This is a genomic window from Bordetella flabilis (genome assembly GCF_001676725.1).
GTDB classification, from domain to species: Bacteria; Pseudomonadota; Gammaproteobacteria; order Burkholderiales; family Burkholderiaceae_B; genus Bordetella_C; species Bordetella_C flabilis.
In genome coordinates this window covers 4,669,070-4,681,623 of sequence record NZ_CP016172.1, presented here as the reverse complement: position 1 = coordinate 4,681,623, position 12,554 = coordinate 4,669,070, and the positions used below count along the sequence as shown (strand labels likewise).

General features: G+C 66.1%; 14 protein-coding genes. 6 read left to right on the top strand and 8 right to left on the bottom strand.

Annotated features, from left to right (window positions below):
• The first annotated feature begins 128 nt into the window (after nt 1-128).
• On the top strand, nt 129-1,580 hold the full coding sequence (locus BAU07_RS20850) for a DEAD/DEAH box helicase (RefSeq protein WP_084025899.1): 1,452 nt from the start codon (nt 129-131) through the stop codon (nt 1,578-1,580).
• Nucleotides 1,581-1,687: 107 nt separating this feature from the next.
• Here the strand turns inward: BAU07_RS20850 and BAU07_RS20845 are convergent, their stop codons facing one another.
• Nucleotides 1,688-2,068: a thioredoxin family protein gene (locus BAU07_RS20845; RefSeq protein WP_066661944.1), complete on the bottom strand. Its 381-nt coding sequence runs from the start codon at nt 2,066-2,068 to the stop codon at nt 1,688-1,690.
• A 59-nt stretch (nt 2,069-2,127) separates the two neighbouring features.
• Between BAU07_RS20845 and BAU07_RS20840 the strand changes: the two genes are divergently transcribed.
• The 3 genes from BAU07_RS20840 (at nt 2,128) to BAU07_RS20830 (ending at nt 4,733) form a co-directional block, all read left to right on the top strand.
• On the top strand, nt 2,128-2,934 hold the full coding sequence (locus BAU07_RS20840; RefSeq protein ID WP_157122369.1) for an EI24 domain-containing protein: 807 nt from the start codon (nt 2,128-2,130) through the stop codon (nt 2,932-2,934).
• A 17-nt stretch (nt 2,935-2,951) separates the two neighbouring features.
• Nucleotides 2,952-3,761 (top strand): competence/damage-inducible protein A, encoded by an 810-nt coding sequence (locus BAU07_RS20835; protein WP_066661936.1) that lies wholly within the window; start codon nt 2,952-2,954, stop codon nt 3,759-3,761.
• Between the two features lie 120 nt (nt 3,762-3,881).
• A complete protein-coding gene (locus tag BAU07_RS20830) occupies nt 3,882-4,733 on the top strand; it encodes an IclR family transcriptional regulator (protein ID WP_066661931.1) in 852 nt (283 codons plus the stop codon).
• 106 nt (nt 4,734-4,839) lie between these two features.
• Here BAU07_RS20830 and BAU07_RS20825 read toward each other — a convergent pair whose 3' ends face one another.
• Nucleotides 4,840-5,817 carry a tripartite tricarboxylate transporter substrate-binding protein gene (locus tag BAU07_RS20825; protein ID WP_066661928.1) on the bottom strand — a complete coding sequence of 326 codons (978 nt, stop codon included), beginning with the start codon at nt 5,815-5,817 and terminating at the stop codon, nt 4,840-4,842.
• 396 nt (nt 5,818-6,213) lie between these two features.
• Here BAU07_RS20825 and phaP point away from each other — a divergent pair, with 396 nt between their 5' ends.
• Nucleotides 6,214-6,798: a TIGR01841 family phasin gene (phaP, locus tag BAU07_RS20820; protein ID WP_066661926.1), complete on the top strand. Its 585-nt coding sequence runs from the start codon at nt 6,214-6,216 to the stop codon at nt 6,796-6,798.
• Between the two features lie 186 nt (nt 6,799-6,984).
• Here phaP and BAU07_RS20815 read toward each other — a convergent pair whose 3' ends face one another.
• The 6 genes from BAU07_RS20815 to BAU07_RS20790 form a co-directional block, all read right to left on the bottom strand.
• Nucleotides 6,985-8,034, bottom strand: coding sequence for a quinone-dependent dihydroorotate dehydrogenase (locus tag BAU07_RS20815; protein WP_066661921.1), 1,050 nt, complete (start codon nt 8,032-8,034; stop codon nt 6,985-6,987).
• Between the two features lie 145 nt (nt 8,035-8,179).
• Nucleotides 8,180-8,920 carry an arginyltransferase gene (locus BAU07_RS20810; RefSeq protein WP_066661919.1) on the bottom strand — a complete coding sequence of 247 codons (741 nt, stop codon included), beginning with the start codon at nt 8,918-8,920 and terminating at the stop codon, nt 8,180-8,182.
• 59 nt (nt 8,921-8,979) lie between these two features.
• Nucleotides 8,980-9,735, bottom strand: coding sequence for a leucyl/phenylalanyl-tRNA--protein transferase (aat, locus tag BAU07_RS20805; RefSeq protein ID WP_066661917.1), 756 nt, complete (start codon nt 9,733-9,735; stop codon nt 8,980-8,982).
• Entirely contained in the window at nt 9,732-10,310 is a 579-nt protein-coding gene (locus tag BAU07_RS20800) for an NUDIX hydrolase (protein ID WP_066661914.1), read from the bottom strand. Before BAU07_RS20800 ends, aat begins: the two co-directional genes overlap by 4 nt.
• Before the next feature lie 43 nt (nt 10,311-10,353).
• Nucleotides 10,354-10,953, bottom strand: coding sequence for a DUF2946 family protein (locus BAU07_RS20795; RefSeq protein WP_066661912.1), 600 nt, complete (start codon nt 10,951-10,953; stop codon nt 10,354-10,356).
• A 130-nt stretch (nt 10,954-11,083) separates the two neighbouring features.
• Nucleotides 11,084-12,019: an aldose 1-epimerase gene (locus tag BAU07_RS20790; protein WP_066661909.1), complete on the bottom strand. Its 936-nt coding sequence runs from the start codon at nt 12,017-12,019 to the stop codon at nt 11,084-11,086.
• Between the two features lie 110 nt (nt 12,020-12,129).
• On the opposite strand from BAU07_RS20790, the gene BAU07_RS20785 reads away from it, so the two are divergent.
• The gene (locus tag BAU07_RS20785) at nt 12,130-12,543 is read left to right on the top strand and encodes a hypothetical protein (protein WP_066661903.1); all 414 of its coding nucleotides are present in this window, start codon (nt 12,130-12,132) and stop codon (nt 12,541-12,543) included.
• Nucleotides 12,544-12,554: the final 11 nt, after the last annotated feature.

Sequence of the window (12,554 nt, the reverse complement as noted above, 5' to 3'; positions counted from 1 at the left end):
CCCTAGTTTCGGGGACGTCGCGGTACACGCGGGGGGCTACTGCGCTAAAATGCCTGCTTCCACAGCAATCCGGGCCTGATCCCTTCTTGTTTCGTGCTTTGCACGTGGCTCCGGTATCTGCCTATCCAATGACTGAATCCAATCCTTCCGCAGCGTCCCCCTCGGACGTGCCGACACTCACCTTTTCGGACTTCGACCTGCATCCCTCGTTGCTGTCGTCGATCGCCGAAACGGGCTACACCGTACCGACTCCCATCCAGGCCCAGGCCATTCCCGTGGTGGTGGCCGGGCGCGACGTGATGGGCGCGGCACAGACCGGCACCGGGAAGACCGCGGCGTTCACGTTGCCCATTCTGCATCGGCTCATGCCCATGGCGAACAGCAGCGCCTCGCCGGCGCGGCATCCGGTGCGGGCCTTGATCCTGACGCCCACGCGGGAACTGGCCGACCAGGTCGCGGAAAGCGTCAAGCGCTACGGCAAGCGTACGCCCCTGCGATCCGCGGTGGTCTTCGGCGGTGTCGATATCGGCCCGCAGAAAGAGCACCTGCGCAATGGTTGCGAAGTGCTGGTGGCCACCCCTGGCCGCCTGCTGGACCATGTGGAGCAGAAGAACGTCAATCTGGGCCAGGTCGGGATTCTGGTCCTGGACGAAGCCGACCGCATGCTCGACATGGGTTTCCTGCCGGACCTCGAGCGCATCATCCGTTTGCTGCCGACCCAGCGCCAGACCCTGTTGTTCTCGGCGACCTTTAGCAACGAAATCCGCAAGCTGGCGCGCTCCTATCTGATCGAACCGGTCGAAATCGAAGTCGCGGCCCGCAATGCCACGGCGGACACGGTGACGCAGATCGCCTACGAAATGAGCAGCGAAGGCAAACGTGCCGCGGTGGTCCATCTGGTGAAGTCGCGCAAGCTGAACCAGGTGATCGTCTTCTCGAATACCAAGATCGGGACCGCCCGGCTGGCGCGCGAGCTGGAGCGTGACGGTATCAAGGCCGAATCCATCCATGGCGATAAAAGCCAGGCCGACCGCATGAAGGCGCTCGACGCCTTCAAGGCCGGCCAATTGGAAGTTCTCGTCGCCACCGACGTGGCGGCGCGTGGCCTGGACGTCGCCGGCGTGCCTTGCGTCATCAATTACGATCTGCCCTACAACGCCGAGGACTATGTCCACCGCATCGGCCGCACAGGGCGGGCGGGCGCATCGGGCGAAGCCATCGCGCTGTTCACCCCGTCCGAGGAACGCCTGCTGCTCGACATCGAAAAGCTCATCAAGCGTCCGGTGCCGCGTGGACGCCTGGACCTGCCCGCCGAGCTCGTCGCACGCAGCCGCGGGCACGGCCATGCCGCCGAATCGGGCGCTGGCCGCGAACGGCGCGAATCGCGGGGCCGTTCCGGCGACCGTCGCTACGGCGAATCCTCGCAACGCCAGGCCCCCGTCGACGATTTCTTCCTCAAGCCCTACGAGCCCAGCACGCCGGCGCCGGCGCGAAGCGCCGACAGCGATGCGCCGGCCGACAACGCGGGCGAGCCCAAGCGCAAGGTCGCGGTATTGCTGGGCGGCAACCGTAAAGCCTGACCCTTCCGCGCACTCCGGCGTGTCGACGCATTCCGTCCACGCATGCGCAGCGCCGGATGACCCTACCTGAAGCCCATGCTGGCGGCAGACGTTGCCAGCGGCGCGCTTCAGGCGGCGAGCAACCCCCGTATGTCGGGCAGCCGCGTCGCAATGGCGGGGCTGTCGGCCTGCAAACTGGCCAGCAGGCGCTCCAGATGCCCGATGTGCGGCAGCATGGGGCCGTAGAACACTGTGCGGCCGGCACGCTGGACGAGCAGCGTGGGGAAGTTTTCCACTTCTTCATCGCCCAGCAGTTCCGCGTGGTCCTCGATGTCGATCCACGCGAACGCATAGGCGGGCTGTGTGGCCGCCAGGGCGTCGAATTTGGGGCGGTATTCCCGGCAGGTGTCGCACCAGGCCGCGCAAAAGCAGACGACCAGGTCGATGTCGGAACGATGCAGAAGGTCGCGTAGCGCGGCCGAGTCGGTACCAGGTTCAAAGGCGGGCATATGGGCAGCGGCGAAAGTATTTAACTATCATACCTGCGATGCACAACCGGACTCCCACCATGCCAGCCTCTCCGTATTCGCCGCCTTCCGGCCTGTCCCGCGCTTCCGCCGGGATGGCGGGTGTGTGGCAGGCGTTCAGACGCGCCGCCGTTTCGCAGTGCCATCCCACGATGCTGTTCGCCGTGCTGCTGCCTTTCCTCATTGCGCTGGTGGGTGCCATCCTGCTGCTGTGGTTCTGCTGGACCCCGCTGACCGGCTGGCTGCGCGACGAGGCTTCCAACTGGAGCGTGGTGAACAACGTCGACGAATGGCTCGTGACGGTCGGCCTGTTTTCGCTGAAGGTCTATCTGGTCCCCGTGATTGCGGCGGCCATCCTGCTGCCGGTGTCGGGCATCCTCGGTCTTGCGATCGCCGCGGTTTTCGTGATGCCCCTGGTATTGCGGCATGTCAGTCAGCGCGAGTACGGCGTCGTCGCGCGCCAGGGCAGGTACGCCACCGCGGTCAGCGTCTGGAACGCCTTGTGGGTAAGCCTGGCGTTCGCGCTGGGCTGGCTGTTGACCCTGCCGCTCTGGCTGGTGCCGCCCATGGCCGTGCTGCTGTCGGTGTTCTGGTGGGCTTTCGCGTTCTCGCGAATGATGCGCATCGACGCCATTGTGGAACACGCCAGCCCCGAAGAGCGGAAGATCCTGTTGCGGCGGAACAATCCGGGTTTCTGGACCATCGGGCTGGTGTGCTCGCTGATCAACCTGTTGCCGCCCGCCTGGGTCGTGCTGCCGGTTTTTTCCGCCTTGGTCTTCGCTCACTATGGCCTGGACGCCCTGCAACGCCTGCGGCAGGAAAAGGTCATCGAAATGGCCCCGCACTGATCACTTCTGGAACTGACATGGCACTCGATCCCGTCACGCCCCGTATCGGCTTGATTATCGTCGGCGACGAAATCCTGTCTGGCCGCCGGCAGGACAAGCATTTCGCGAAAGTCGTCGAATTATTGTCCGCGCGCGGGCTGCGCCTGGCATGGGCGGAGATCCTGCCCGACGACCGTGACACCCTCGTGGCCGCCTTCCGGCGCAGCTTCGCCAGCGGCGATATTGTGTTTTCCTGCGGCGGCATCGGGGCCACGCCGGACGACCATACCCGCCAGGCTGCGGCGGCGGCGCTGGACCTGCCGCTGGCGCTGCATCCCGATGCCCAGCGCGAAATTGCCGCCCGCTGCGCCGAAATGGCGGAAAAAGGGCAGGGCAGCGCGGATATGAGCACTCCCGAAAACCAGCGCCGCCTGGAGATGGGCCGCTTCCCGGCAGGTTGCGAGATCGTTCCAAACCCGTACAACCGCATTCCCGGCTTTTTTGTCCGCGACCATACCTTCGTGCCTGGCTTTCCCATCATGGCCTGGCCCATGCTGGAATGGACGCTGGACACCCGCTACCGCCACTTGCAGCACCAGACCGCCCACGCGGAACACGCCTTCCTGGTCTACGGCCTGCCCGAGTCCCGCATCGCCCCGGTCATGGACGCCGTCCAGGCGCGCTGGCCGGCGGTCAAGGCCTTCAGCCTGCCCAGCGTGGGCGAGGACGGCCGCTCGCCGCATATCGATCTGGGCGTCAAGGGTGAACCGGCCGCCGCGGCGGAAGCCATGGCCTATCTGCGGGACGAGGTCAGCCGGCTTGGCGGGCGCCTGACACCGTCCGAATAGCGCGCAGGTTGCCAAAGCAGCGTCCATATTTCACAATACGGGAAACACTATTATTGCGTCGCCGCATCGTCGCGCCTTTTGTGCGGCGCGGCTCGAGACGGCGCGGTCTTTGCAGAGCCTATGACGCGTTCCCCATCCGGCCGCTCCAACGGCCCGCCCGAGCAGGGCGACGGCCACGCTTCCATTGCCATCCAGGTCATCGAGAGAGCCATGCGGCTGCTCGACGCGCTGGCCGCACAGGCCGAACCGGTCACCCTCAAGGAACTGGCGGCGACGACGGGGCTGCATGCCTCCACGGCGCATCGCATCCTCAACGACCTGGTGATCGGGCGCTATGTGGAACGTGTGGACAACGGCGTGTATCAGCTCGGTATGCGCCTGCTGGAGCTCGGCTCGCTCGTGAAGGGACGGCTGAACGTCCGCGATGCGGCGTTGGGCCCCATGCACGAGTTGCACAGGCTGACCGGGCAGACGGTGAACCTGTCCGTGCAGCAGGGCGACGAGATCGTCTATATCGATCGGGCCTGGAGCGAACGGTCCGGGATGCAGGTGGTAAGAGCGATCGGCGGCCGTGCGCCGCTGCATCTGACATCCACCGGGAAGCTGTTTCTTTCGATGGCCGAACCCCGGCATGTGCGTGCCTATGCGCTGCGCACGGGACTGGCCGGTCATACCGCCAATAGCCTGACGCGGCTTGAGTCACTGGAACGTGAGCTGGCCACGGTGCGCAGCCATGGCTATGCGCGCGACAACGAGGAACTCGAAGTAGGCGTCCGGTGCATCGCTGCCGGCATCCATGACGACAGCGGCAAGCTGGTGGCGGGCTTGTCCATTTCCGCGCCAAGCGACCGTATGCAGGATGAATGGATAGAGCGGCTCAGGGGCACTGCGGCGCAGATCTCGGCTTCCCTCGGCTACGATGCCGCCGGCGGCGACCCGGACTTCGAGCAGGACGGGGCACGCGCGGCTTAGCGGCCGGCATAAAAAAACACCCCGCGGCATGGATCGATGTCCAGCTTGCGGGGTGTGGTTCCTTGGGGGTGCGCTTCCATGGGCGCGGCAACGCCGCGCCCCGGCATTATTGCTTCTGCACGCCCGCCTTCTTGAACAGGCTTTCCCATTGCGGAACCTGTTGCTGGACGAGCTTCTCCAGGGCTTGCGGGTTCGCGTCCTGCACGAGCACCGTGGCACCCAGCGCATTCATGCGTTCCTGGAACTTGGGATCGGCCACGCCTGCCTGGAGCGCCTTGATCAACTTGTCGGTCACGGGCTTGGGCGTACCCTTCGGGACCCACATGCCGTGCCAGATGCCAACCTGGAAGCCCTTGTAGCCGGATTCGTCCATCGTGGGCAGGTTGGACAGCGTCGGCACCCGCTTCAGGCTGGTGACCGCATAGGCCTTTACCTTCTTGGCGTTGATCTGCTGGGTGGTGTTGGTCGTCTGGTCACACAGCATGTCGACCTGCTTGCCCAGCAGGTCGTTCATGGCGGGCGCGGTGCCCTTGTACGGGACCGTCAGCAGGTTCACGCCGAAGGCCTCGTTGAGCATGGTGCTGCACAGGTGGCTGGCGGCGCCGATGCCCGCATTCGCCAGGGTTATCTTGTCGCTGTTTTCCTTGACGTACTTGGCCAGCTCCTGGATGTTGTTGGGCGGAAAGTTGTCGCGCGCCAGGATGGTCATCGGCACATCGACAACCAGGCCGACCGGCTCGAAACTCTTGAAGGGATCGTAGCCGGGGTCCTTGTACAACGAAGGCGCAGTGGAAAAGCCCACGTGCATCAGCAACACCGTGTAGCCATCGGGCGGCTGCTTGGCGACGTAGCCGGTACCGATCGTGCCGCCCGCTCCGCCTTTGTTTTCGACGATAACCGTCTGGCCAAGGCTGGGACGCATCGCTTCGGCCAGGGAACGGGCGACGTTGTCGGTGGGCCCGCCCGCGGCAAACGGAACGACCATATTGATGGCGTGGTCGGGATACTCGGCGTGCGCCGCTCCTGCGCCTGACAGTGCGACAGCCGCGAATACCGCAGCCAGCCGTCGGGAAGAAATAGGCATGTTGTCTCCTGAATTACGGATGCATTATGGAGTTCTTTTGTGAGTGGTCAGCCACTCGCACGCGTCCAGTCTAGGCAAGAACGGGGGACACGTCACCTTAGTTGTTTCCCCATGTTGCGTTCGGCTCCCGGCGACTCTATCTTTTCTCCAATGGCGTCCAGGGGACACGCCGCGTGCGCGACGAAGATGTTTTACTTTGTTGCGTCGCACAAATAGTCCTTGACAGTAAATCCTCGTGGCCTAAAATGGCATTTGTGCAGTGCAACAACGGCTCGGGACGCAGCAGTCGGCCGCGAGCCGGGGCAAACGCCCCTCATGGGCGCCGCCTCTGATTCGTAACGGCCCGCAAGCCATTTTTCTGCCCCCCGCGAAGGGGCACCTCGAGGAGATTGATCAATGAGTGCTATTCCCCAACAAGTGCTGTCCCGCCAGAAAGCCAACGTCAACGCGCTGATCGCCACGCAAGCTGCCCTGTTCTCGGGTTTCGAAAAGCTGGTCGACCTGAATCTGAAGGTCATCAAGGCAACGATCGACGAAGTCGCGCTGCGCTCGCAGCAGGCCGCCGAAGTCAAGGATCCCCAGGAAGCCGTGGCGTTCTCCACCAGCCTGGTACAGCCGGGCGCGGAAAAGGCCCTGGCCTACGGTAAGCATGTGTATGACATTTTCGCCGGCGTGCAGGGCGAACTGGTCAAGCTCAGCGAAGAACAGATCGCTGAAAACCAGGCGCAGTTGTCCGAAGCCATGGACCAGTTGGCACGCAACGCCCCCACCGGCACGGAAGGCGCCGTCGCCCTGATGAAGTCTTCGCTGGCCACCGCCACCAGCGCGTACGATTCGCTGACCAAGGCCGCCAAGCAGGCCGCCGAAGTCGCCGAGTCCAACCTGAATGCCGCCGCCAACGCGACTTTCAAGGCTGCGTCGGATGCCGCCGATGCCGCCAACAAGGTTGCTACGCCGCGTAGCCGTCGCGCCGCTGCCTGAGCGCGGCCTGACGCTCCGGCGTCATTGCTGTACTTCGTTTGAGCAGAGCTGGAACGTGGGCCGCCCTAGGGCGGCCCTTTTTTGCGCGCGTCCCGCGTGGCGGACGGCGCCCGCGACGCGTACGCGCGTGCCCACCGTCCCCGGACAGCCCGGGCGCGAGGGCAACTGCCGGGGGCCTTGGACGAGTCAGCCGGCACGCACGGCGGTGGCGCGCACACATTCGTGGACCAGCGCCGGGCCGCGATAGATGAGCCCGGTGTATAGCTGCACGGCGTTGGCGCCCGCGGCGATCTTTTCGGCCGCGTGGCGGCCGTTGTGAATGCCGCCCACGCCGATGATCGACAGCGCAGACCCCAGGCGTTGCCGCAGGCGCGCGATCACCGCCAGGCTCAGTTCATGTACGGGCGGGCCGGACAGTCCGCCGGCTTCGTCGGCGTGGGGCAGGCCGGCCACGGCCTGGCGCGACAGCGTGGTGTTCGTCGCGATGATGCCGTCCACACCGTGACGAGGCAGGATATCGGCGATCGCGTCGACCTGGTCGTCGGTCAGATCCGGGGCAATCTTCACTGCCAGCGGCACGTGACGGCCATGCGTGTCGGCCAGGGCCTTGCGTGCGTCCTGCAGGCGCGACAGCAGATCGCCCAGTTCGTCGCCGCCTTGCAGCGAGCGCAGGTTCTGCGTATTGGGCGACGAAATATTGACGGTGACATAATCCGCATGCGCATACACGCCGCGCAGACCCTTCAGGTAATCGTCCGCGGCCTGAGCGATGGGCGTGTCGGCGTTCTTGCCGATATTCAAGCCCAGCACGCCGCCCCGCGCGCGCCACTGGCTGCGCGTCACATTCGCGATGAAGGCGTCCAGCCCCAGGTTGTTGAAACCCAGGCGATTGATCAACGCATTGGCGCTGGGGAGGCGGAACAGCCGTGGCTTGGGATTGCCCGGCTGCGGACGCGGCGTGACGGTGCCCACTTCCACGAAACCGAAGCCCAGGTTGCCCAGCGCATCGATATAGGCGCCGTTCTTGTCCAGGCCGGCGGCCAGGCCCACCGCGTTCGGCAGGCGCAGGCCCATCACGTTGACCGGCGCCAGCGGCGCGGCATGCAAAAGGGCACGGGTCGCGCCGCACTCGTAGGCCCGCTGCAGGGACTTCAGCGTGATGTCGTGCGCGGTTTCGGCGTCCATGGCGAACAAGGCCCGGCGCGCGAGGGGATAGGCGTGGAACAGGATAGACATGGGGCGGCATTGTAGAGCCATCCGGAGCGGCCGAGATACCCGGACCGTGGCACAGGCCGCACAGCCGAGGCCCCATCGTTGCCGCGCCGGCCTTCCCGCAAGGCTAGGGCCCTTGCCGCGCCGACCTTCCGTAAGGCTACGGTCGTTACCGTGCCGGCGCGCCGTCGTCCGCGCTTTGCCAGATCCCGCCGACGAGGAACTCGGCCGGCTGGAAGCTGGCCTTGTATGCCATCTTGCGGCTGGCCTCGATCCAGTAGCCGAGATACAGCCACGGCAGATTCAATGCGCGGCACTGTTCGATCTGCCACAGAATGCTGTAGGTGCCCAGGCTGCCCGCCATCTCCGGGTCGTAGAACGTATAGACCGACGACAAGCCTTCATCCAGCACATCAATGATGGACACCATGGCCAGCATGCCTTGCGGCGTGCGGAATTCCACCAGGCGGGTGTTGACGCGGCTGGTCAGCAGGAACTGGGCGTATTGCGTGCGGCTGTCCTCGTCCATGCCCCCGCCGGGATGGCGGCCCTGCTGGTAGCGGGTGTACAGCTCATAGTGTTCAGGGGACCATGCCAGCTCGGCGACGAAAGACTGCAAATCGCCATGGCGTTTCCAGGCGCGGCGCTGGCTGCGGTTGGGCGCGAAGCGTACCGTGTCCACGCGCACCGGGATGCATGCCTGGCAGCCGTCGCAGTGCGGCCGGTAGGTGAACAGCCCGCTGCGCCGAAAACCCTGTTCCACCAGTTGGGAGTAGGTGCCCGCATGGATCAGGTGCCCCGGGGCAGCTACCTGGGAGCGCGCCTGGCGCCCCGGCAGGTAGCTGCACGGGTAAGGCGCCGTGGCATAGAACTGCAAGGTGGAGAAAGGGAGTTCTTTGAGCTGACTCATGCGCGCCCGCCGGCGGGCATGGATCCCTGCGACGGTCGGGACATGATAACGCCAAGCCGCTAAACCGTCGCGTCGTCCAAGGGTAGTAGGCGTCCCTGCGTGTCCAGCCTGCCACGTTGCCATGGCGGCCCGGGCTGCGCTACCAGTACGGCCACGCGCGCTACGAAATGCGGCCTTGGCACGGGGCGCGCGCCCAGGCTGGCGAGATGGTGGGTCTGCTGCTGGCAATCGATCCATGGCACGTCGTGGCCGGCCAGGAAGCGCACCAGGTGGGCAAGCGCGATCTTCGATCCGTCCGTGATGCGCGTGAACATCGACTCGCCATAGAACATCCTGCCCAGGCTGATGCCATACAGTCCCGCGCACAGCTTGCCGTTCACCCACGTCTCGACGCTATGCGCGGCGCCGGCGCGGTGCCACGCCGAGTAGGCTTGCCGCATGTCGTCGGTAATCCACGTGCCCGGCTTGCCATCGCGCGGCGCCGCACAGGCTTCGAGCACGCGATCGAAAGCGGTGTCGACACGCACCTGGACGCGCGCGTCGCGCCGATGTTCCTCACGCGCCAGTCGGCGCAGCAATTTGCCGAGCGAATGGGAAACCTGGAATTCCTCGCACGCCAGCACCATGCGTGGATTCGGCGACCACCACAACACCGGTTCGCCTTCCGCATACCAGGGAAACACGCCCTTGGCATAGGCTTCGGTCAGGCGTTGCACCGACAGGTCGGCGCCGGCCGCCAGCAGGCCGTCGGGTTCGCTCATCGCGGATTCGACCGGCGGCAGCGGCGTATCGGGATCTACCCAGGGCAGTTTCAATGATGCGATTCGAGCGAATAGCGGTGCGGTTCGAAGACGCCCCGGCGACGGTCGTCCAGGAAGTGCTGCAAGGTCGTGACCACGCTGCGGAACGAGAGTTCGTCCCACGGTATGTCCGACTCCTTGTAGTAGCGGGCGTCCAGGCTTTCCGGGCCGGGCGCCAGGTCCGGCCCGAGTGCGTGCGCCAGATAGTAGATGTGCACCTGGTCCACCTGGGGTACATCGATCACGGTGAAGAGGCCTCCCAACTGCACCCGGGCGCCGGACTCTTCGAGGGTCTCGCGCGCCGCACCCTGGGCGGTGGTCTCGCCCAGCTCCATGAAGCCGGCGGGCAGGGTCCAGGTGTCGTAGCGAGGTTCGATAGCCCGGCGGCAGAGCAGGATACGGTCCTCCCATATCGGGACCGTGCCTACCACGACGCGTGGATTCTGGTAATGGATGGCGCCGCAGTGGTCACAGATATCGCGTTCGCGGTTGTCGCCTTCCGGGATGCGGCGGGCGACCGGCGATCCGCACTGGCTACAGTAGCGGGCGCGGCGCGGGGCCGGAAAGTAGGAGGGGGGCTTTGCGGTCATGACGACGATTCTAACGGCTTGCCCGCGTGCCAGTGTGACGCCCTTAGCGCGGGTCGGCCTCGGGGACGGCGACGAAGCCCAGGCGCTGTTCCAACGCGCCGCGCGGCGCGCGGTGCAAGGGCACCGCGCAGGGCGCCGTAAGGTGGCGCACCATCAGCGGCACATCGCCGTCCAGCTGGGCGGCGGCATCCAGGGCGGGCGAGCCGTCTTCCAGGCGCATGGCGTCGATCAATGCAGGTACATCGCGGCCGGCCACCATGCCGGGTCCCACGTCGGTGTTCGCATAGAGGCGATGCGCCTCGTCCAGGAACCACGCCGAGACCTCGCGCACCGGCACGCCGGTGTGGGTTTCCAGCGTCGCGCCGTCCACGCCGGTGCGCAGAATGTAGGGCGCCGCGTCCAGCCGCACGTAGACGCGTTGCGGCCCGTTCTGGAAAAACCAGCGGCCTTGTGCGTCATGTCCGTAATTGCGGCCGATGAAGGCCAGGATGGACGCGTTGCCGATAGGCTCGCCGGCTCCGCCGCCCGCTGCATCGCCTTGTGGATGCAGGCGCCACTGCCCGGCGCTGTCCAGCGACAGCCACCCGGCCACCGCCGGCACGTTGGGCCAGCGCGCGATCGCTTCAATGACGGACGGGTCCATGGCTGCTCCTGGCTATCGGGGCGGTGGGCGGCGTCGGCCGTGCGCAGGCCGGCATTGTGTCAGGTCGTTTGCCACGGCCACGTTCTTGCGGCTGGGCTGGCCGCCCGCCGGTGTGTCGAGGCGCACGGTCCTAGCCATGTGTCGCCTCGCCATCGGTCCAGCGCGAGGGCAGCAACGACATGGCGACCTTGAGCATGGCCTCCGGCGCCAGCACGGCCGTGCCGGTGGCGGGGTCGATGCCCGGCACGGCATGGCCCCCCGCGGCCGTATAACGGTTGAAGGCGTCCGTCATATGCGTTACGGGCTCGACGGCCAGATGCGGCTTGCCCACGGGCGTGAAAATGACGAGGTGACTCAGGGCCGTGTCCGTGCGCAGCGTCACGGCGGTCCCGCGCTCGGGCCAGACGACACGCGCCCGGCCCTTGAAGCCGCGGAAGACGTTGTCGTAGTCGGTTGCTGTCGCCAATTGGCCCGTGGCCAACGCCGCCGCCGCAGGCTCCAGCCGCAACGGCAGGTTGGCCTCGTTGTTCACCCACATTTGCTCGACGTCCGCCCATATCCGCGTGAGCGGCGTACGAGGAAAGTAGGGATGCCAGCCCAGGCCGGCGGGCGCCGGCGTTCCACCGGTGTTGCGCACCGAGAGGGTGACATGCAGGCCATTCTCGTCCAGCGTAAACGACTGTTCCGCTGCATAGGGAAAAGGCCACGCGGGCGCGTCACCCTCGGGCACGTACTGCTGCGTCAGCACCGCCCGGTCGCTGGCCTGGCTATGGACTTCCCATGGGCGCTGCCATGCCAGTCCATGCATGGGCAAAGGCGCGTAGTCCACGGTTTGCGGGATGGCGTGTGCGACGCCTGCAAAGCTCAACCGTCCGTTGGCAATGCGGTTGGAAAAGGGCAGCAGGGGATAGCACGCCGTCAGCCGGGCAATGGGCGGTATGCCGTCGCTGGGACGCAGGATGGGTATCCCTCGCCAGCTGTAGCGCAATATGGTGCCGCCCAGGGATGGGCAGATGTCGACGCTGGCGTCGCCATGTCGCAGGCTCAGGAGGGTGGCTACGTTCATTCCAGGGATTATAGGAACGTCGGGCAGGTACGCCGATTGCGGATTCCGGTCATGGCTCGGGCTCGCCCTGCATCCGGGCGGCGCCGGGCGCCTTTTCGGAGTTCCATCACATGAAACAGTCCGCGCTCAAGACCACGAAAACGCGTCCGCTGAGGACGACGCTGCGCATCGCAGTGGCCGTGACGCTGCTGGCGTTCCCCTGGGCCGTTGCCAGCGTCCAGGCGGCCGAACCGCGTTCTTCGTCGGGCAGTTCGCGTCCCGTCGCGCCGAACAACAATCCGGCGGGCGCTGGTACACGCGCCGAAACTCCAGGTGCCTCCACGGGCGCCAGCGTCCAGCGGCCGGGGACGCCCGGGACCGGCGCCACGCCGTCCATGACGCCGGTCCCGCAGGGCTCTCCCGCTCCCGGCACGCCCGCGCAGGGCACCGTCGAGGGCAGCAAGGGCGCACCGGGCGCGCAGGGCGACTTGCCGGGCGGCAGTGCCGGCAGCCGCGGACAAAAAGACAGCCGCCGCGGGCATTGATTTTTTCGCGT